Source organism: Polaribacter sp. Asnod1-A03 (assembly GCF_045063585.1).
Lineage (GTDB): Bacteria > Bacteroidota > Bacteroidia > Flavobacteriales > Flavobacteriaceae > Polaribacter.
On record NZ_JBEFOE010000009.1, the window covers coordinates 2,452,403 to 2,474,394 of the forward strand.

Annotated in this window: 18 protein-coding genes and 1 tRNA gene; 14 read left to right on the forward strand and 5 right to left on the reverse strand. The window is 26.2% G+C overall.

Features of this window, described 5'->3' with window-relative positions:
• Nucleotides 1-3 precede the first annotated feature (3 nt).
• The 8 genes from ACJJVY_RS11140 to ACJJVY_RS11175 all read left to right on the forward strand — a co-directional run bounded on the left by ACJJVY_RS11140 (nt 4) and on the right by ACJJVY_RS11175 (nt 11,145).
• Nucleotides 4-237: a hypothetical protein gene (locus ACJJVY_RS11140; protein WP_405608345.1), complete on the forward strand. Its 234-nt coding sequence runs from the start codon at nt 4-6 to the stop codon at nt 235-237.
• A gap of 96 nt (nt 238-333) precedes the next feature.
• The gene (locus ACJJVY_RS11145) at nt 334-708 is read left to right on the forward strand and encodes a hypothetical protein (protein WP_405608348.1); all 375 of its coding nucleotides are present in this window, start codon (nt 334-336) and stop codon (nt 706-708) included.
• 110 nt (nt 709-818) lie between these two features.
• Complete coding sequence (locus tag ACJJVY_RS11150; RefSeq protein ID WP_405608351.1) at nt 819-1,316, forward strand: hypothetical protein; 498 nt, start codon at nt 819-821, stop codon at nt 1,314-1,316.
• Nucleotides 1,317-1,502: 186 nt separating this feature from the next.
• A complete protein-coding gene (locus tag ACJJVY_RS11155; RefSeq protein ID WP_405608354.1) occupies nt 1,503-3,827 on the forward strand; it encodes a chondroitinase-B domain-containing protein in 2,325 nt (774 codons plus the stop codon).
• 490 nt (nt 3,828-4,317) lie between these two features.
• Entirely contained in the window at nt 4,318-5,610 is a 1,293-nt protein-coding gene (locus tag ACJJVY_RS11160; protein ID WP_405608357.1) for a phage integrase SAM-like domain-containing protein, read from the forward strand.
• Between the two features lie 338 nt (nt 5,611-5,948).
• The gene (locus tag ACJJVY_RS11165) at nt 5,949-7,016 is read left to right on the forward strand and encodes a hypothetical protein (RefSeq protein ID WP_405608360.1); all 1,068 of its coding nucleotides are present in this window, start codon (nt 5,949-5,951) and stop codon (nt 7,014-7,016) included.
• Nucleotides 7,017-7,288: 272 nt separating this feature from the next.
• On the forward strand, nt 7,289-10,438 hold the full coding sequence (locus ACJJVY_RS11170) for an Eco57I restriction-modification methylase domain-containing protein (protein ID WP_405608363.1): 3,150 nt from the start codon (nt 7,289-7,291) through the stop codon (nt 10,436-10,438).
• The gene (locus ACJJVY_RS11175) at nt 10,438-11,145 is read left to right on the forward strand and encodes a hypothetical protein (RefSeq protein WP_405608366.1); all 708 of its coding nucleotides are present in this window, start codon (nt 10,438-10,440) and stop codon (nt 11,143-11,145) included. Before ACJJVY_RS11170 ends, ACJJVY_RS11175 begins: the two co-directional genes overlap by 1 nt.
• A 312-nt stretch (nt 11,146-11,457) precedes the next feature.
• Here ACJJVY_RS11175 and ACJJVY_RS11180 read toward each other — a convergent pair whose 3' ends face one another.
• From ACJJVY_RS11180 to ACJJVY_RS11200, 5 genes are all read right to left on the reverse strand, one after another.
• Complete coding sequence (locus ACJJVY_RS11180; RefSeq protein WP_405608369.1) at nt 11,458-12,651, reverse strand: hypothetical protein; 1,194 nt, start codon at nt 12,649-12,651, stop codon at nt 11,458-11,460.
• Nucleotides 12,644-12,901, reverse strand: a complete 258-nt coding sequence (locus ACJJVY_RS11185; protein WP_405608372.1) for a hypothetical protein — start codon at nt 12,899-12,901, stop codon at nt 12,644-12,646. The genes ACJJVY_RS11180 and ACJJVY_RS11185 overlap by 8 nt, the downstream gene beginning before the upstream one ends.
• A gap of 100 nt (nt 12,902-13,001) precedes the next feature.
• Nucleotides 13,002-13,256: a helix-turn-helix domain-containing protein gene (locus ACJJVY_RS11190; protein ID WP_405608375.1), complete on the reverse strand. Its 255-nt coding sequence runs from the start codon at nt 13,254-13,256 to the stop codon at nt 13,002-13,004.
• A 140-nt stretch (nt 13,257-13,396) separates the two neighbouring features.
• Nucleotides 13,397-14,362, reverse strand: coding sequence for a hypothetical protein (locus ACJJVY_RS11195; RefSeq protein ID WP_405608378.1), 966 nt, complete (start codon nt 14,360-14,362; stop codon nt 13,397-13,399).
• Between the two features lie 690 nt (nt 14,363-15,052).
• Nucleotides 15,053-15,125, reverse strand: a tRNA-Phe gene (locus ACJJVY_RS11200).
• Nucleotides 15,126-15,222: 97 nt separating this feature from the next.
• Between ACJJVY_RS11200 and ACJJVY_RS11205 the strand changes: the two genes are divergently transcribed.
• The 6 genes from ACJJVY_RS11205 to ACJJVY_RS11230 all read left to right on the forward strand — a co-directional run bounded on the left by ACJJVY_RS11205 (nt 15,223) and on the right by ACJJVY_RS11230 (nt 21,867).
• Nucleotides 15,223-15,951, forward strand: coding sequence for a type III pantothenate kinase (locus ACJJVY_RS11205; protein WP_405608381.1), 729 nt, complete (start codon nt 15,223-15,225; stop codon nt 15,949-15,951).
• 326 nt (nt 15,952-16,277) lie between these two features.
• Nucleotides 16,278-17,600 carry a tetratricopeptide repeat protein gene (locus ACJJVY_RS11210; RefSeq protein WP_405608384.1) on the forward strand — a complete coding sequence of 441 codons (1,323 nt, stop codon included), beginning with the start codon at nt 16,278-16,280 and terminating at the stop codon, nt 17,598-17,600.
• Nucleotides 17,601-17,604: 4 nt separating this feature from the next.
• Complete coding sequence (gene lptC, locus ACJJVY_RS11215) at nt 17,605-18,177, forward strand: LPS export ABC transporter periplasmic protein LptC (protein ID WP_405608387.1); 573 nt, start codon at nt 17,605-17,607, stop codon at nt 18,175-18,177.
• Nucleotides 18,170-18,376 carry a hypothetical protein gene (locus tag ACJJVY_RS11220; RefSeq protein ID WP_405608390.1) on the forward strand — a complete coding sequence of 69 codons (207 nt, stop codon included), beginning with the start codon at nt 18,170-18,172 and terminating at the stop codon, nt 18,374-18,376. The genes lptC and ACJJVY_RS11220 overlap by 8 nt, the downstream gene beginning before the upstream one ends.
• A gap of 16 nt (nt 18,377-18,392) precedes the next feature.
• The gene (locus ACJJVY_RS11225) at nt 18,393-19,658 is read left to right on the forward strand and encodes a hemolysin family protein (RefSeq protein ID WP_405608393.1); all 1,266 of its coding nucleotides are present in this window, start codon (nt 18,393-18,395) and stop codon (nt 19,656-19,658) included.
• Nucleotides 19,659-19,779: 121 nt separating this feature from the next.
• Nucleotides 19,780-21,867 (forward strand): peptidylprolyl isomerase, encoded by a 2,088-nt coding sequence (locus ACJJVY_RS11230; RefSeq protein WP_405608396.1) that lies wholly within the window; start codon nt 19,780-19,782, stop codon nt 21,865-21,867.
• Nucleotides 21,868-21,992 lie beyond the last annotated feature (125 nt).

Sequence of the window (21,992 nt, forward strand, 5' to 3'; positions counted from 1 at the left end):
AAATTGAGTAGAAAAATAAAATTATTGTGGGATTTTAGAGGCCCTGATGCAAAGGAAACTGCAAAACATCACACCATTCATTTAAAAGAATTTGCAACGATTGAAAATCTAGATTTTCATGAAATTGATATTCAAGAAAAAAATCCGATGTTATTTGCTGCTTTTATAACTGTTAATGAAAAGGATATGAAAATTTATAGAGATGCTTTAAAACCTCATAGAGGAGAACTTGGTTAAAGTATGTCTTTATCAAAAAAATAACATCTTAACGATTTAACTTACTCTTTTAAAAAACTACATTTGCAAATTATAAGTTATTAGATAGTATAATTTATGAAACAAAAGCATCAGATACTTATAACATTATTACTCGTTTCAATTTATTGTTTTGGGTTGTATCTTTCTGCAAATACATTACCTTATTCTAGTAAGCAAAATGTAATTGAGAATCAAGAAAATTCAAAGTATTCTGTTGCTGAATCTAAAGGTTTTTATGCGCATACGCAACAATTAGAAAATTCATTTTTTCAATTATTAGAAGACTATTCTGTTGATTATGAGTTTCCTTTTGATGTTTTTGGGATAACTTCTTATTCCAATAAATTACTGTTTAATGCTAAATACAAACAGTATAAAAATCTATTAGAAAACACTCGGATTAAATATCGAAAATCAGATTTAATCTTTCCTTTCCATAATTTTTGGTAATCTTTCTTTTTACAAATACTGCTTTTTAGGCGGTTATTATTAACGTATTAATATGTTGCGATTTACCGCTTCATACAGGGGTTATTATATCAAAATTTAAAAAATAGAAAATGGATTTAGGAACAACAATTATAGGCGTTATAAGCATTACAATTTGCGCGCTACCTTTTATATTAACAAGTAGAAATAAGAAGAAAAAAGAAAAAGAATTATTAAACTCGCTTATTAATTTTGCAAGACAAAATGGCTCTGAAATAACCAAACATGAAATTGGAACCTATTTTGCAATTGGTTTAGATGAATCTAAAAATACGATTTCTTTTTTACAGAAAACAAAAAAAAGTAGTCAGTTTCAATTTATAGACCTTTCTTTAATTAAAAAATGTCAAATAAATAATATTAGTAAATCATTATCTAATAACGAAACAGTAGTTGATAAATTAAATTTGAACCTTACTACTTTAAGTATAAAAGACGCAGATTTTAATTTACAATTTTATAATTCTAATATTAGTTTTCAACTAAGCAGTGAGTTTGATTCTTTAGAAAAATGGAACAAAATAATTAATAATATATTAAATAATAAACTGTTAAATATGACAGCATAACCACATTTAATTAAAAACGAATCTACTTTTTTAAGTAAGGTTCGTTTTTAATTTTTTTTATTTAATTGAAATAAAAACTAATATCAGTTTTTAAGGAAAAATTATTTTAAGGTATTTTAAAAAGTGTTTTCTCTAAATAAATATTGTTATCTTCAACATTATTTAATAATTGACATAAATTTAGAGATGAAACCAAAATTTAATACAACAAATTTTCTTTTAATAACTTGTTTTATACTCTTAATAACTTCCTGTAAACACAATGAAAAGACCGAAACCACATTCGTTCAAAATAATAAAGAACTTTACACAGCAATAAAAAATGCTTCTGCAGGAACAGAAATTATTTTAAAAAATGGTGTTTGGCAAAATACTCAAATTAATTTTTACGGATTAGGAACCGAAGAAAAGCCAATTATTTTAAAAGCAGAGACACCTGGCAAAGTCTTTTTAGAGGGCGAATCTTTTTTACATTTAGGTGGAGAATATTTAATTGTTGATGGATTTTATTTTAGAAATGGTTACAGCCCAAATTCTAGTATTTTAAGATTTAAAATAGGTAAAGATTCTACTGCTTTTCATAGCAGAATTACAAATACAGTAATTAAAAATTTTACAAAACCAAGCAGGTTAACCAACGATCATTGGATTGATTTTTATGGTAAACACAATAAATTAGATCATTGTTATATAGAAGGTAAATCTAATGACGGAGAAACTTTACGTGTTTATCAAGACGATATAAAAAGCGTTAGTAATTACCATCAAATTGTAAATAATTATTTTGGCCCAAGACCCAGAAAAGGCGGTCCAAGAGCAGAAACCGTAAGAGTTGGCGATAGCAAAACATCTATGAGTTCTGGTTTTTTAAACGTATCTAACAATTATTTTGATGCTTGTAACGGAGAAGTAGAAATAATATCCGACAAAACAAATTTTAACACTTACAGAAACAATATTTTTTACAAAAGTGAAGGTTCTTTAGTATTAAGACATGGAAGTTTTGCAACTGTAGATGGTAATATTTTTATTGGTGATGATGATTCTGATTTTTATGGCGGAATTAGAGTTGTAAATTCTGGTCATTTAATTACAAATAATTATTTCTACAAAATAAATGGTGCTAAATTTAGAAGTCCGTTAGCAGTTATGAACGGAATACCAATGTCGCCAATAAACCGTTACAAACCGGTTACAGATGTTACAATTGCATACAATACTTGGGTAGATTGTGCTTCTCCAATTCAAATTGGTGTTGGTCAAAACGTAGCAAGTGCCGATGTATTACCAAAATATGAAATCCGTTCTGCAGCACCAATTCGTTCTGTAATTGCCAATAATCTAATTTTTAACAACAAAGTAGATAAAACTCCCTTTATCAATCATGATAATGTGACCGGAATTTTATTTAGAAACAATGTTCTTGATAATCAAAATCAACATTTTTCTAAATTTAATGTGTTTAAAAATAGCACCGTAAAAATGAAACAGATTAACGATTGGTTATTTGCGCCAGAAACAAATCAATCAGAAAACTTTAGCAATGTTTATATTGGTTATGAATTTGATAAAATAAAAACCGATCTTTTTGGAAGTTTAAGAACTGATAAAAATAATGTTGGAGCCATTACAAATATTGAAAATGCAGAAAAGTTTAAAATTGATAAAAAGAAATATGGACCAAGTTGGTTTTCTACAGAAACAACAACTTCAAAGCCAACTATTATTAATGTTTCTGATAAAAATGATTTAAATATTAAGATTTCTGATGTGAAAGATGGAGATATTATCAACTTAACAGATAGCAAGTATGTAATCAATTCTTCTTTAAAAATTGATAAAACAATTACTTTTCGTTCAGAAAATAAAACGCAAATTATTTTTATTGGTGATGAAAAATCTCCTGCTTTTTTAATGAAACCTTACGGAAATTTGATTTTAGAAAACATCAGCATAAAAAGTAAAACAAATCAAATTGCTTTTCAAACTTTAAAGGAAAACATGTCTGCAGCTTATAATATTACAATTAACAATTCAGAAATTTCTAATTTTAAATCTGTAATTGAAGTTTCTAAAGGTTCGTTTGCAGATAGTATTACTTTTAAAAACTCTAAAATTACAAACTGTACAAACGGAATTATTTTAGCATCCGAAGAAAAAGGAGACTACAATGCATCAACAGTTATTATTAGCAATTGTGAGATTGAAAATATTGCACAAAATGTGATTCATTATTACAGAGGTGGTTATGACGAATCTACAATTGGTGGACATTTACAAGTAACAAATACCATTTTTAAAAACTCTGGAAATAAAGAAAAAAATGACATTCTACTAAAAACAAGAGGAATTGTAAACGTAGAAATTTCCGGAAATACTTTTGAAAATAACCCTGTAAAATTCGTTGCTTTTTTATGGGGAGAAAAGAACAATCATCACTCTAAAAACATACTTATTAATTCTGGAAAAATTAAAGTTGAGCAACAACTAAAGTTGGATATTCTTTATTAATGACAAAATTAAAATTCTTATGGGATGCTTTTGTTTTGTCTTTAAAAGAGTTTAATATTGATGAGTAGACTCTAATGTATATGTGATTGAAAAAAATAATGATATCTAGAAAATTTTAAAATTGATTTATCTGATTCATATAAGAATAAAGAATGTGGGTTTATTTTTTTTGAACAGTATACAATAATGGAGGTGTAAAAATCTTTACATATAAGTATAAAAACGGAAATTATAGAAAATTAAAAAACCCTATAAACTCAATGTTTATAGGGTTTTAAGTGGTACCTCCAGTACTAAAGTGTTATATTGTTCTGAAACCTATTTAATGACAATTGCTAATATGTCAGTAATATCAGGAAGTAATCAATTGTTTGTCATTAAATAAGTTTCAATACAATTTAGAATTATTCAATTAAAAAACACCCAACGAAACACCCTTGTTTGGTGTGTAATTTGCTTTGTATTGTTTGAATAATTATAAATATAAACAATGAATTCAACATTAAAGAGTACACACGGAGTTATTAGGTTTAGTCTAAAAGAGTCTATGAAAAGTTTAGAGTCAATGCCTAAAAAAGAAAGCTTAATTATGTTTCATTTTGCTTCAAAAGGGAAACGATTTAAAAAAAGTATTGGTTTTAAATGTTCTTTAAGTCATTGGGATTCTACAAAACATAGAGTTAAAACAGGAAAAGGAATGATGGCAAATGCCTATAAAGTTAATGCTTTCATTAATGATATTCAAACATTTGCAGAAGATGAATTATCTGCGATGGTAAAAGATAATAGCTCAATAGATTTAGAGCGATTGTCTTATTTGCTTAATTGTAAAATAAATGGTTCTGAAAGTGATAAGGAGCAAAAAGAAAACATTAAAATAGGATACTACTCTAAAAGACTTCTTGAAGCTAAAAAAAATAGTATTAGCATAACAACATATCGCTCATATAATCAAACTATAAGGTTATTGGGTTTATATGAGAATAAATATAGTGTAACACTCAAATTTGATGATATAGACCTTTCTTTCTATAGGAAATTTGTAACTCTATTAGAAAATGAAGATTATAGTTTAAATAGCATTGGTAAACATATTAAGAATCTGAAGTTATTTTTAAATGATGCTTTAATAAACGGAGTTAGTAGAAATATTATTTTTAAGAATAGAGGATTTAAAGTTCTAAAAGAAGTTACTACAGATATTTATTTAACTGAAAAGGAAATCGAAATTTTGGCAGAGAAAGATTTTAGTAAAACACCACGTATAGAATTAGCTAGGGATATTTTTTTAATCGGTTGTTATACAGGGCAAAGAGTTAGTGATTATAATGGTTTGACTAATGAAAATATTGAAATTTTAAAAGGTCACAAATTTATTAAGATTAAGCAAAAGAAAACAAAAGCTCTTGTGCATATACCGATTACGGACGTCATAAAAAATATTATGTCTCGTTATGATAATAGTTTTCCACCTAAATTAAGTGAGCCAATATTAAGAAAAAACATTAAAATAGCTTGTGAAATTGTTGAGTTTCACAATTTGATTTCTGTTTCTTATAGAAAAGGAGGGAAATTGATAAATGATAAAGTTCCAAAGTATATGTTAGTGAAAACACATACGGCTAGAAGGTCTTTTTGTACTAATTACTATACTGCTGGAAAAGCAATTCAAAATATAATGCTTTTCTCTGGACATAAAACAGAAAGAGAATTTTACAAGTACATCCGAATAGAAAAAAGAGAAGAAGCGTTGGCGGTTTTAGAAAGTGGTTTTTTTAAATAATATCTATAGATTATTGGGTTAATAATTACTGTAGGTTGTTTTTCAATGAAAATAATTCACTAAAAAATAATTGGTTAAATCTTATTCAATAAAAATGATTTCAAGTTACTGTAATTTTGTTTAATTTTTTTGTAATTTTAATCTTCTACTTTATTAATAAGACTATTATTAAAATAATATAATTAACTTGAAAGAAAATAAATTTGATTTAAAAACAATACAAGAATTAAAAACATAGTAAAATGAATAAAGTTGAACAAGTAAAACGATTAGGATAAAATATAGTTTTCATAGATAGGAATTAAATAGCTTATCGTTTAGATGTACAGATATAAAACATGACATTAATTATTGGTTGTATTACAAGGGATTATGGGATTATTGCAGGTGATACTCAGCTTACTGTGGGGGATTTGAATAGAGGTCGAAATTTAAAACAAGATATAAAAATTAAAATTCAAAAATGTTCAAATGATTTTATGTTTGGTATTTTGGGTAAATGGAGTTGGTTCAGTGCGAATGCTCAGGGTAAAGCTATTTCCATTAATGAATATGATAACTTAAAAAAAGAACTTTTAGTTCATAAAGATAAGTTAGTTTTTTTAAAAAATTTTTTGATTGGAAGACCTAAAATAGAAGCTACATCAATTTACATAAAAAGAAATGAAGAGGATTTTGAATTAGATGCAGTATTTAGTGATAAGGATATTAAGAATTTAAAGAATTTAGAAAATGAAAATAGAAAATTATTATTTAATGAACCTTTTTTTCAAGCTTCTAAAGATTTTATAGAAAAGAAAATATCAGAATTAACAGAACAGTATAATTTAGAAAATTGTTTAGAGGATGATTTATTTTTATTAAATAATACTATTTTAGATCTAATTTCAAAAGGTAAAAAAATCACAATATCAAATGGTAAAGAAACATTTTTAGATATCAATAATACAGTTGGTGGTTATGTGACAATTCAAGTAATCACAAATGAAGATGTTCATCGTCTGAATTGTTTGTACAATCTTTATAAATCAGATTTTAATACATTATTAGATAAAACAACATATCCTTTTTCGAACTATTTAGATAGAAATATACTGTTAAGGTATGTAGATAATTTAGCAATGATAGTAAAGAATATTAAAATAAGTTTTAATAACGAATCTTTGCGAAAAGCATTAGTTAAAGTTTGTCAGAAGCAAGTTTCTTATATTGTTGATAATGGCATATTAGGTGTTAATATGATGAATGAGTTGCTTGTTTTTATTAATAAGAAATTTGATTTGGAGCTAATTTTTTTTAAGGAAATAATTTCTGAGGATAAAAATCCTTTCACGGGTTTAATATTTGATGATTTTTTTAGAGATTCTGATTCAATAGATATTAGTTACTTGAAAAGATTCTTTTAATTTCTTACAATGTTAAACCTAATTAAAATTTTCTAAATTGTTGATTTATCTCTTAAATCAGCTTTTATCTTCTTTAAAATGATAACTTTTATTTATAAAAATAAAACCCTCTACTTCTCTAAAAACTAAAATAAAATTTACAAAGAGCATTAGAAATCAAAAAGAACAATAAGTCTCAGAAGTAATCGATTCAGTTACTTTTAAAAATCCTTGTATTATTGTTTAACTTAAATAAGTAAATAAAGTTAAATTTGCTTAAACTATAATTGTAAATGAGTAAACCTCTATCTTTTTTATTAAAGCAACTAAATTTATTAAATGCTGTTTTCTTTAAAGAAAACGGAAAGAATTATGATGGTTTTATTTCAGAAGTTCAAAAGAAAATTGAAATCATTGAGCCTGATGCTTATTATGTTTTCAATAAACAGCCTTTAATATTATTTTTTGATTTAACAGATGAAAAGAATAAGGTTAGAGAAAAAGAAATTCATAAACAAGTTTGGTCTTTTGATAATTCGCCTGTAATTTTTGTTATTAAAGGAGATGAAATTAGAGTTTACAATGCTCTTAATTATTCAAAAAAAGAGGAAAGTTTAGAAGAAATTAAATTAACCAAAGAAGAAAGAGAGAGTAAATTTTCTTTTTGGGAACTTCAAAGTGGCTATACTTGGAAATGGTTGCAAAATGAATATTTTGAAAATCGCTCAAAGAAACAGCATCGTAAAAGAGTCAATGAAAGATTATTTCAGAATATAAAAGAAGTAAGAGAATACTTAACTAATATTAGTTCTGAAAGTCCTTTGTCAGAAAATGATGCTAACTCACTAATATTAAGATTGATTTTTATAAGATACTTAATAGATAGAAAAGTAAAAATAGATGAAACATTTATATCAGGAGTATTAGATGATGTAAATGAGAGAAGAAAAAGTTTTATAAACTTAATAAAAGAACCAACAAAACTAAATTTATTATTTCAAAAATTGAATACTAAATTTAATGGAGTATTATTTAGGGAGTTAGATGTTCAAATAAGTCAAAATAAGTCGAATTTTTTAGCTGATGTTTTTAAAGGGGAATTGCAAGATGAAAATAATTTATTTGAAGGATTCTTTTTTGAAATTTTTGACTTTTCAATTATTCCTGTTGAAGTTATTTCAGGAATTTATGAATCTTTAATAGATGAAGAAACAAGGAAATTAGATTCAGCAGTTTATACACCGCCTTTTTTAGTTGAGTATATTTTAAATGATACTGTTGATAAATATTTAGAAAAAGAAAACAAATCGGAATGTAAAATTTTTGAAGTTGCGGTTGGTTCTGGAATTTTTCTTGTACAGAGTTTAAGAAAAATGATTGATAAGGAACTAGAATTAAATCCAAATCAATCTCCTAAAGATTTTAGTGAACGAATAAGAAATATTGCAAAAAGAAATTTATTTGGAATTGACATAAATGAAGAAGCTTTAAAAGTTGCTTGTTTTTCTATATATATTGCATTATTAGACTATCAAAACCCAAAAGATATTGATGTTTATGAGTTTCCTAATTTACTCAATGAAAATTTATTTAAAGCTGATTTTTTTGATACTAATCACATTTTCAATAATTTAATTAAAGAAGATAAGCCGAAATTTATACTTGGAAATCCTCCCTGGAAAAAAGATAAATCAAAAAATCATTTAGATTGGGTAAATTCGACTAAAACATATTCAAAAAAAATAAAAGGAGAATTAGAAATTGCTCAATCATTCCTTTTAAGAACAAAAGATTTTATGAGTGTAGAAACAAAATCTGCATTGATAGTTACTAGCACTCTTTTTTATAATGTTTCCACAACAAATAAAGAATTTAAAACTGATTTTCTTTCCACTTTTTGTGTAAATAAATTTTTTGATTTATCTCCTGTTAGGCGTTTGGTATTTAATGCAAATAAAATAACAAAAAAAATTGATAAAAAGGGAAATGTAAAAATTACAAAACAAAAGATAGTTAGTCCTGCTAGTATTGTATATTTTAGTCTTTCTAATGGAGAATCTCATTTAAAAAACATAATTAATCATCAATCTGTAAAATCTAATTATTTTTTAAAGCATTTTAAGATTTTGGTAATTGAAAAATATGACCAAAAGAAAATACAACAAAAATATTTTATTGAAAATGATTGGATGTTTAAATTGGCTTTATATGGAAATACTTTAGATTATAGGTTAATCAAAAAACTTTCTAAATTAACTAAAGCTAATACCTTTTTAGACGAAAAAAAAGCATACAAAGGGTTAGGAGTAATAAAAACAAGTGGACAATCTAAAACAGAACCAAAACACTATCCTAATTTAATTGATTATCCAGTAATAGAAAATAGTGCAGTCGAAAGATATTTTACACCTTTGTTATCATCAACAAAAATACTAAAGGAAGAGGATGTTTATTTTATTAGAGGAAGAGTAGAAGAGTTATTCAATAAACCTAAAATATTACTAAAGGAGCAATGCACAGATGAAACATTTTTAAGCGTGTCCTATCAAGATGAAAAGAGTGTTTATGTAAATGGTGTTTCAGGAGTTAGTTTTGATGATGAAGGTTTAACTAAATTATTATATTCTTATCTCATATCCAACATAACTACATACTATTTATACTTAATTTCGTGTTCTTGGGGAGTAGCAACACGTCCCGCAATTAGGTTTGGAGATGAATTTTTATCATTCCCTTTTGTTGAGCCAGAAAAAAAAATTGCTAAAAATTTAACTTCTTTAGTTAGTAACTTTTTAATTGAATTTAAAAATCATTATTACTCATTTCCTAGACCTGAAAGCTTACCAATTAGTAATACTACATTATCACAAATCAACAAAATAATTTACAAGTTATACGGAATAAAAGGCTATGAAAAAGACCTTGTAGATTATGTGTTAAATGTCTCTCGCTATCAATTCCAAGAAAGCAAACAATATTTAGTTTCTGACTTTAATTATACTGATAAAACTCATTATAGAAATAAAGAGTTTGTGTTAAATGAATATGCAAGTGTGTATATTGAGGAATTTAATGAAATTTATAAGGATGAATATATTCAAGTTGAAGTATACCCTTTAGAACATTTCATTGCATTAAACTTTGTGTTTTCTAAAACTAAAGTTAAAAAAGGAATTAGTTACCCTAAAGATAAAAAGAATGAAGCAGATGTTTTAAAGCGATTGGCAATTAATTTAAGTATATCACAAATTACAGATACAAAAGATCCTACTAAAAATTTGTTTATTCAAAAGGATATAAAAGGGTTTGAAGACAATTCTTTTTATATCATAAAACCAAACGAATATAAATGTTGGCACAAGGCAATGGCTTGGTATGATGTAGCAGAGTTTAAAGAGGCTATTCAAGAAGCTGAATTAGACGAATCAAACAAGTTTTCTTAATGAGTTTAAACGCAACAACTTTTATAAAGAATAGAACAAATTCTATTTCATTAACTCAAAAAAGAATTAATAAAATTCTAACTTGTGTCATTGTTAGTTATGAGAAAATTATAGCCAATGGTGTTATTTTTGATTATTCTAAAAAAGGTAAAGTGAAAAAAGAAGATTATTTAAGGAATCGTTTAGTTGATGATTTTCTTGAATATGAATTAGAAATTGTTGATAATGGAACAAATAATTTTACTATTAACAAAGAGACATCTGAAGAATATATAAACTTAATAGATAAACTATTACACGATGACCCAATTGATATTCATATTGTTGACTATGCTTTAAAAAATGCTTGGTCTCAAGCAAGTAAACCTTATTTTGCAATAGAATGTAAAAGATTAAAAACTTCAATATCTGGCTATATTGATGATATAAAAAAGGCTACCAAGCGAAATTATTCTAAATTTAGGTTACCTATTGAAGGGCAATTAGGCTTTATAGAAAATAAAAACTGGAGCAGTAAAGATGTTTGTGATAAAGTAAAGAAAAATCTATTCTCAAACCCTAATATTCAAACTACTAATAATATAAGAAGTTATTCTGTTAAAAATAAGTTTAGTGATTCTTATGTGTCTAATCATACTAAAATTAACAATACTTCATTTAGTATTTGTCATTTATTTCTTGATTATTCTAATATAGTGGTAAACTAAACAGTTTGTTTTTATAGGTTTTCGAGTAATTTTTTTACTTCTACTTCAAGTGCTTTGGCTATTTTTATTATAGTTATAATAGATAGCTTATTTTACCCTTCTTTCCACTCTACCTATTTATCATAAAGATTATTATAATGCTAAATATAATTTAATATTAACTAAACAATCTTGTAACAAAACAATAATCAAGCGAAATTTAAACTATGTAAGTAAGGTGTGCATAGCGAACTAATTAGTTCTTACTTTGTTTTATAAGACTCATTGTGCCTTTTTATTATAAAGTCTTCTGTTATGTTAGTTCTGCACACCTTAATTAGCAAGTTGAATGCTATTTAATTCGTTGTTAATTATTTTAATTTCATTTTTAAATAATTTATAATATTTTTCTATAGTTTTTTTGTTTTTCCCTGTAACTCTTGTTAATGCTCTTTGAGTAACTTTCCCATTCTTAATTACATCCCAAAAAATTATATGTTCTTTAATTTCTGAAATTGTTTTATCTGTTCGCACTTTTCCAGTTAAAGGATTTACTATTTTCATTTTTTGTTTAAAAGTTAGTTTAGCTTCTGGATTGAATAAAAAACGTCTAGGACTATTAAGAGTAAGTTTTACACTTTTAGCACTTATAACATTTTTTACTATTGTAGTTATCTCATCATTTTTTAATGTGGGTTTGCAATGATAAATATTTATACTGTCAATGTATTTTTTTAAATAGGAATATGATATTTGCGGATTTAAACCTTTAAGTTGGTATGCTATTGCATATACAATACTATTTCGACGTCCTGCAACAATATTTTTTGGAACAACTATAGATGCCATTAATTTTTTTTCTTCTTTAAAGAATACATATTTCCTACCATTAAAATCAAATTCATCAAAATTATTAAATCTGATTTTTTGTTTTCCCCCCAGAACACTATTATCCTTCTTTTTTTTCCTTTTTAATGGTGAAATGGGGGTAGAGTTTTCAATAACTGAATTATCAACAATCCAAGTAAGGGAATCCTCATTTAAGTATAGGTACTCATCAAAACTATGCACATTATATTGGGTTGCTTTTCCAGCGTGCATATCTAATCTAAGATTTAATTCTTTAGCAATTGCAACATATGTTTCTTTAAAGTTTTCTAGATTCAAATTTTCTACTTTTACTAAAATTCCCCTTCCATTATTTGATAAAGAAAGCCAAGAAGCAAAAATGTATCTATTATTTAAATCAATTTCTTTTTCATCATCTAAATCTAAATATATTAAACCTGTAGGGGATTTAATATTTTCGTTACTTTTCTTATGTCTAAAATTGAAATTTAGCGTAAAACAAGGTAAAATAGTTTTTATATAATCATATCTATATTTATTATTCTTATAACACTTTCTAGCCTCTAGAATTAATTTAAAAACATCTTTTTTAGGTTTTTTTATAGACTCAATAAATTCGTAAACATCAATTTCTCCAATTATTTTTGGAGATTTTACATTTTTAAAAAAACTAATCATTTCTTTCAAAATTTAGATGATTAAATTTTTCCATAGCTTTTTCATAAGTTGGGTAAGTCCAAGCCCAAACACCAAAAGCTTTAGATGTAGGGAAACAGTGTTTTTTTGAGTTTGTTTTTTGTTTCTTTTTAAAAACTTCGTAATATGAGTTTACAGCATATAAATAAGCTTTATCAGATTGTTGTATTTGAGTAAATAAAAAACCTTTCACTTCTCCTTTTCCGATGATATTTTTTTCTAATTCTTCCATTGTTTTAGTTTAAAAAAAAGGCAAAATTATTCCTCACGATATGAGAATACCGTTTTACCTTTTTCGATAAAAATTGTTTTAAATAACCTGTCTAAATGATTTAGGCAGTATGTTTATGGAAGTTAAGTAAGTCGCTTTTTAGATATAACACTTTACCTTGTAATCGCTTTGCAGGTAATACTTGTGTTTTGTCTAAACTCCATAATGTTGTTTCTGAAATTTTCAGAAATTCTGCAGCTTCTTTTCTAGATAAAAACTCATCTGAAGGTTGCATTAAGTTCTCTAGAATAGGATACAAATCCTCTTGTAATACTTTGGCTACTACTCTCCTGATAATGTTTTGGAATCCATCCAAATCAAGATCAATTAATTGTACTGATTTTGCTATCATAATTTTAAACAAGCATCTATTTTTTTGATGCTATTGCAAATATCTGACGAAATCAAATATTTCTAAAATGATTACCAGTACTAAATTAGTAATGTTAAAAAACGTTAATAATTTTGTCTTTTTTTTAGTTGCAAAAGCTCAATTTTAAAATAATCAGAAAGACCATCATTTTTTTCTACTTCTACAGCAATAAAATTTAGAATTTCTAATCTACTATAAAAAAAGATGTTTTTATCATTATTAGCATTAGATTTTGTTTGATTCAAATAAGGCTTAAAGCTTTCCCAACCTGTATAGTTTCCATTTAGGTGTTTCGAAACTGACCTTGCAACTTCAGATTCATTGGTAATTATTTCTCCATTTATTATATAATGATTTTTTGCAATCACTAAATAACCTTCAGCCATTATTTTAGCTAATTTATACCAAATACTGCCTATGTGTTTATTAAAATTTTTAGGTAAATTAATTCTATTCAATACATTATCAATTTTCCCATAGATTGGTTTATAGTTATAAATTAATATGCTTTTTAAAGATTCTATCTCCAGTTTTAATGTTTTTTTAATTTTGATTTGTAACCAATTTGGATTATCACTATAAATGGGTTTTACCTTCTCTAAATAATCTAAATTTGCTATAATTTCGGAAAAAACATCACTCAATTTAGAAAAGAAAAATACTCCTTTATAAACATTACAATCAAACAGAAATTCATTTATTTCTTTAAGGATATTATCCTTTCTTTTATCACTCCAAGATTCAATATCAAAATCATTTTCTTCACAATCATTAAGTAATTCTTTAAAATCTATCAGGTAATTAACATAATCCCCATATAGTATTTTGTTAAGTCCTTTATATGATTTACTTGCTAACTCCTCTGGAACATAAGTTACTATTTCATTATCAATTACTGGTATGAATTTTTTATAGTATTTGGATTTAAAAGGCGAAAAAGGGTCTTTTTCTTCATAAGGCATCAAAGACTTAATATATCCATCAATATTTTCCCATCTTTCTGGGTAATAAGCTAAAATTGTATCTAAAAAAAGTTCAATTTTATTCATAAAGTATTATTTTTCATTAACAATTAGTCAGAATCTGTGATTTACCACCTCTATACCCGTAAAAATAGACATTTTCAACCTAAAAAAAATAATGATTTTTTGAGGCAAAATGAATATATACGCACGTATACACTTTTTGTAGGGTAGACTTATTTTTGACTAAAAGGGTTTTTTACTTAAAATGAAGGTATAACCACTATTTTACTTAAAATCAGTTTTTTATTAAATCTAGTGTTTTTCAATACAAAAGCACAAATAATTTACTGCAAACTAAATATTTATTAAAGCTATATAAATAAAGGCTTTCCGAGTAAATTTTTTGTTAGCTTTTATTGTCACGCACGAATGCTCTTTTTGTAGGTTTTATGAAAAACGAAAAGACTTACTATGTGAGTAAGGTCTGTTTAACCTATCAACTTCAAATAAGCTGTTTTTTGGAATATCCCCTATACTTGGAATTTAGGGTTATGTTTTCTCAAATCAAAACTGAAACTTTTTTCTGATTTTAGTTTAGATATTGGTGTAAATATAATGTTGAAGATTATAAAAAAAGGATTCTATTTTGTATCTTTATATGGATAAAATTAATGATTATTACTTCAAAACGTATATCAACACCCTGTCAAGCACCCTATTAAAAACAAAAAACCCGCAACTTTCTAATAAATAGAATGTTACGAGTATTTAATGTGGTACCTCCAGGAATCGAACCAGGGACACAAGGATTTTCAGTCCTTTGCTCTACCAACTGAGCTAAGGTACCATTGCCTTAGCGGTGGCAAATATACACTCTTTTTTAATATCTGCAAGTATATTTTTGAAAAATGTATTGTATTTTTGATTTTGTAAAAGAAAGAAAAATGAATCTAATAATTGATGTTGGTAATACAAGAATTAAAGTGGCTGTATTTGAGAAAGATAGCTTAATAGGTGTTTTTGTATGTGACAAAAAAAATATTTTAATTGAGGTGAAAAATATTTTAAAAAAATATTCAATATCGGTTGGAATCATGTCTAATGTAGCTTCAATTTCGGAAAAACAGATTTTAGAGTTACAAAATTTAGTGCCAATTGAGTTAGTTTCTTCAACAACAAAACTACCTTTTAAGAATTTATATAAAACACCGAGTACTTTAGGTGTAGATAGAATTGCTTTAATTATGGCAGCTGTACATAAATATAAATGCAAAAACGTATTAGTTATAGATGCTGGTACATGTATAACTTTTGATTTTATAAATGATGAAAAAGAATATTTAGGAGGTGCAATCTCCCCAGGTATTAATATGAGGTTTCATTCTTTAAATCACTTTACAGCAAAACTACCTTTATTAGAAAAAGAAAAAGTAGTAGATTTTATAGGGAGCAGTACAAATGAATGTATCAATTCTGGTATTGTAAATGGAGTTGCTCAAGAAATAGATGGAGTCATAAATCAATACAAGAACAAATATTCTCAATTAAAAGTTGTTTTAACTGGTGGAGATACAAAATTCTTGTTAAAACAATTAAAAAGTAGCATATTTGCTGATCAAAATTTTTTATTAAGTGGATTAAATGAAATTTTGAAATATAATTTAAAGAAATAATTTTGCCTTTTTTAATAAGAAAGATTATTAGACATTAAAGTAGAAAGTCTTTTTTTAGTGTTTATAATACTATTACATAAGAATACCATACTGTTTAATATAAGCCTAATTTATATGTTTTTGATAGAAATTATTAATTTGGCACATCTTTTGGTTTAGATTTAGCGATGAAACAATTATTTTTAAAGATATAACGTTATTGTTAAAAATTAATATCTAATAATAATTTAAGACTAGAAAATTATTTTAATTTTAGATTAAGTTTATCTTTGGCGTATGTAAATTGTTTTCAGTAAAGAAAAATAAATTAACACAAAACTAATAAAATGAAGAAAATTACGTTTTTACTAGCTGCAGTATTGTTTATAACGACGGCAAAAACAAATGCTCAGGATGATGCAAATAGAGATTGTTCTATCAAATACAATCTTTTTAAAGGAGATTTTCAATCTAAAAAGTACGAAGAAGCTTATGTAAATTGGATTTATTTAATGGATAACTGTAAAGATTTATCTGTAAATATATATAAGTATGGAGCTACTTTAGCAGAAGATGTAAAAAAAGATCCTGCTTTAGCAAAAAGAGTTTACGAACAAAGATTAGAGTTTTTCCCTAAACAAAATCCGGCAAAGGTTCATAGTGATTATGCAACTTATTTAGCAGATAACAAATTATCTTCTGAAGAAGAAATTTTTTCAATTTTAGAAAAAGGGTATAGTATAGACCCAACTAAAATGGGAGTTAAAAATTTATATAAATACTTTCAAGGAGTAACAGATAGAAATAAAGATGCAAATCCTCAAAAAGTATTTGATACTTATGATGATGTATTAGAAAATGTAAATAAAAAATTAGAGGGATACGCTGTACAATTAAAGAAACTTTCAGTTGATACTGTTGCTAATAAAAAGAAAATTCATGCTTATTCAGTAAATTCTAGAGCTTTAGGTACTGTAGAAGGAGGTTTAGATGCAATTGTTTCTGATATTGCTAAATGTGAGAATTTGATACCTTTATATAACAAAAATTTTGAAGCACATAAATCTGATGCTGTTTGGTTAAAAAGAGCAGTTTCTAGGTTGTTTAATAAAGAATGTCAAGAAGATCCTTTATATCAAAAATTAGTTAGAGCTTATGCAGAAGCTTCACCATCACCAGAAGCATATTCATTCTTAGCGAGTGTGTTGGAAGATAATGGAGATAATGCAGGAGCAGAGGAAATGAGACAAAAATCTTTTGATTTAGAAACAGACCCATTAAAGAAAGCAAAATATAAATTAAAATTTGCTCAATCAGCAAAGTCTAAAGGTCAATTAAGTAAAGCAAGATCTTTAGCAAGAGAAGCTATTGGTTTAAACCCTAATTCAGGTAGAGCTTATTTATTTATAGCAAGTTTATATGCATCAAGTGCTAATAGTTGTGGTAGTAATGAGTTTGAAAAGAGAATGGTTTATGTTGCAGCTTTAAATCAAGCACAAAGAGCAGCATCAGTAGATCCAAGTATATCTGCAGTAGCAGGAAGATATATTAGAAGTTATAGAGCTAATGTACCAAGTCAAAAAGTAATTTTTACAGCAGGTGTTAATCCAGGAAGTAGTCATACCATTAAATGTTGGATTGGACAAACTGTAAAAGTTCCATCAAAATAATTTTTTGAAAAAATCAAATAAAATATTACAAAAAAGCATTGCTGTACTTTATGTTACAGTAATGCTTTTTTCTTGTTCTAATGATACTAAAGAGGTTAGAGATTTTTTAGTATCTAAAAACTTGCCTATTGGTATTGCTAAAAATGCATATCATGTTTATAAAGATTCAGGTAGAATTACTTCAAAATTAATTACGCCTTTGTTATATGATTTTAGTAATAGAAATGAACATCCTTATAATGAATTTCCTAAGGGGATTAAAATTATAAATTTTGAAGGAAAAGATTCTGTAACTATTACAGGTAATTATGCCTTATCATATAATAAGACTTTAGTTTCCGAGATAGAAGGAAATGTAATTGTTATTAATCATACTGATAAATCTAGATTAGAAACAGAGCAATTATTCTGGGATCAAAAAACAAAATATTTTTTTTCGGAAAAAGCATTTACCTTAACTACTTTAAAAGATACTATTTACGGTGTTGGTTTTGAAAGTAAAGAGGATTTAAGTAAGCATTTGGCCAAAAAAACAACAGGAAGATTAGAAACATCAGAAGAGTTTAAAGATGAATAAAATTTGGAAATTTTTTCAATACGGATATTTAATTGTTGCATTAATCTGTTTAATAGAAGGTATTATAAGGATAAGTTCTGGCTCTGAGTTAGAAAAAGGATACTTATTTATTGGTGCTTCTATTTTTATTACTTTAGTTTTTTTCTTTAAAAGACATTTTAGAAAAAAAGTAGAGAAAAGAAACTCTCTAAACAAATAGTTTTATAAATTTCTTAATGGAAGTTGAAGTCATAATTATACTTATATCAATCATTCTTTCTGCATTTTTTTCGGGAATGGAGATTGCATTTGTTTCTGCAAATAAACTTCATATAGAATTAGAGAAGAAAAGAGAAGGTTTTATTCCTGAAATTCTTAATAAAATAACACAAAAATCATCAAAATTTATTACTACCATGTTAGTTGGTAATAATATTTCTTTGGTTATTTATAGTTATTATATGGGTGCTTTTTTAGCAAGAATACTTCCTTTAGAAAGCTTTAATGACTTTTCTATTTTACTAATTCAAACAATTATTTCTACAGTTGTAATTTTAATTACTGCTGAGTTTTTACCTAAGGCTATTTTTAGAATTTATGCGAATGATGTGCTTAAAATTTTTGCAGTACCAGCATATGCTTTTTATGTACTTTTTCATTTTATATCAGAATTAATAACTTTTGTTTCAGATTTTTTTCTGCGAGTTTTTTTTAAGACGAATGCAGAAGAAGAACAAACCGAATTTAGTAAAGAAGAATTAGGTTATTATATTACAGAACAATTAGAAACAGGTAATGATGATGATGATGTAGATTCTGAAATTCAAATTTTTCAAAATGCTCTAGATTTTCATAATGTAAAAGCTAGGGAAGTTATGGTGCCAAGAACAGAAATTGAAGCTGTAGAGCTGCATGAAAAGGTATCTAACTTAAAAAATACATTTATAAATACAGGTTTATCTAAAGTTTTGGTGTATAAAATATCATTAGATGATACTATTGGTTATGTAAATGCATTTGAATTATTTAAAAAACCAAAAACAATTAAATCTATATTACTACCAGTAGAAATTGTACCGGAATCTATGTTGATAAACGATATCTTAAACATTTTAATAAAAAAAAGAAAAAGTGTTGCTATTGTTGTTGATGAGTATGGAGGAACTTCTGGTATGATAACTCTAGAAGATATTGTAGAAGAACTTTTTGGGGAGATTGAAGATGAGCATGATACTCAAGAATTCTTAGAAAAGAAAATATCAGAAAATGAGTTTGATTTTTCTGCAAGATTAGAAGTAGATTATTTAAATGAAGAATATAATTTAGAGATACCTAAATCTGAAGCTTATGAAACTTTAGGAGGTTTTATCATTGATCACACAGAAAATATACCAGAAAAAGACGAAGTAGTAGAGTTAGAAGGATTTCAAATTAAAATATTAAAAATGAGCAGTGCTAAAATAGAAGAAGTACATTTAAAAGTTCTTACAGAAGAAGATTAGCATTAAGACATTCATATACAACAATAACAGAGGTTAAACCTTACTATTAATAAGTAAAAAATCGGTTGCAATATTAAATCCCTAATCGTATATTCGCCACCTGAAAATAAATAAATGACGTATGGCAATTTTATCAAAAATTAGAGAACGCTCAATGTTCTTAATCATTATAATTGGTTTAGCACTTTTTGCATTTGTATTAGATCCATCTACTTTAGGTGATTTTTTTAATTCAAGTAAAGTAAATGAAGTAGGAGAAATTAATGGAGAATCTATTTCTAGACAAGAGTTTTCTACAGCTTTAGAAGCGTATAAACAGCAAACAGGTAATACTGTTACAGAAATGCAAGCTTCAAAAACTGTTTGGGATAACATTGTTAGGCAAAAAATTTATGAAAACCAATTATCAGAAGCAGGTATTACTGTAGGTGAAGCAGATGTTTGGAATGAAGTGATAAGTGCTCCTTCTGTTAAAGATAGTCCTCAGTTTCAAACACAAGGATTTTTTGATGAATCTAAATTTAAACAGTTTTTAGCTGATACAAAAGAAAATAGTCCAGAAATGTGGGCTGCTTGGTCTAATTACATGACTCAGATTAAGGATAATGCAGCAAGAAATACTTACAATAATTTAGTTACAGCTGGTTTAGGTTCTTCTTTAAAAGAAGGAGAGTTTCAATACTTTGCAGATAATACTAAATTAAACTCTAAGTTTGTATATGTACCTTATACTTCTATTGCAGATAGTTTAGTTAAGGTATCTAAATCAGAAATAGAAGCTTATATTAAGAATCATTCTTCTAGTTTTCAAGTAGAGGAATCTAGAGATATTTCTTATGTTAAGTTTGATATAAAACCAACAGTAGAAGATGAAAATACAATTAAAGCTGATGTTGCAGATTTAATTGCAGATTTTAAAGAAACTTCTAATGAAACAGAATTTTTAAGTGAAAACGATTCTGATATTAATATTGACGCTAGTTTTAAATTTAAAAATCAAGTAACGAGTAGTGTAGCTTCACAAATATTTGAAGGATCTAAAGGAGATGTTTTTGGACCATATAAAGATCAAGGATATTTTAAAATTTCTAAGATTACAGAAGTTTCTAAATTACCAGATTCTGCAAAAGCAAGTCATATTTTAATTCCTTTCTTAGGAGCACAAAGTGCAGGCACAGAAGTAACAAGAACAGATGATGAAGCTAAAGTTTTGGCAGATAGTTTAATGAGTGTTGTTAAGAAGAATAAAAATAAATTTGCAGATTTAGCAAAAGAATTTTCTTCAGATAAAGGTTCTTCTGAAAAAGGTGGTTTTTATGATTGGTTTGGTTACAACAGAATGACTCCAGAATTTAGAGATTTTGTTTTTGAAAGTAAAAATGGAGAAATAGGCGTTGTTAAAACTCCTTTTGGTTACCATGTTATTAAAGTAGATGGACAGAAAAATTCTCAAACAGTTGTTAAATTAGCAACATTTGGAAGAGAAATTATTTCATCTGAAACAACTGAAAATGAGGTTTTTCAAAAAGCAGAACAATTTGCTTTAGAGGTTTCTAAAGATAAGAAATTTTTTGAAATTGCTAAAGAAAATAAATATAGTACAAGACCAGTTGTAGGAATAAAAGTACTTGATGAAAATGTTCCTGGATTAGGAAATCAAAGACAAATTGTTTCTTGGGCTTTTGCTGGTGATACGGAGCCAGGTGCTTTTAAACGTTTTGATTTAGAAGGAAGCCATATTGTTGCTTTTGTAACTTCTAGAACTGAAAAAGGTTTAATGTCTGCTGCTAAAGCAACAGGTACTGTTAAGCCAATTTTAGTAAATGAAAAGAAAGCAAAAATAATTGCAGAGAACTTTAAAGGAAGTACTTTAGAAGAAATTGCAAAGGAAAATAAGACAAGTGTAAGAACTTCTAATGGAGTTACTCTAAAAAGTCCTACTTTATCAGGTGCAGGTTCTGAACCAAAAGTTGTTGGTGCAATGTACAATGCAGAACTTAATAAAGTATATAAAAATATAGAAGGCAATAAAGGTGTGTATGCATTTACTCTTATAGCTAAAGAATTACCAACTGCATTACCAAATTATGAAACTGCAAGAAAAACAATTTCTGAAGCTAGAAAAAGAAATACATTTTCTATGTATGAAGCAATTAAAAAAGCATTAGATATAGAAGATAATAGAGCTAATATGTATGTAAGTAATTAATTATCTTATTTATTAAAATATTTAAATCCGTTCATTTTTTGAACGGATTTTTTTTGTTTAAATATTATTTTTGAATAACTATTAGTACAATTGTTTATTACTGCTGGCAAATATGTTTAGCCCTG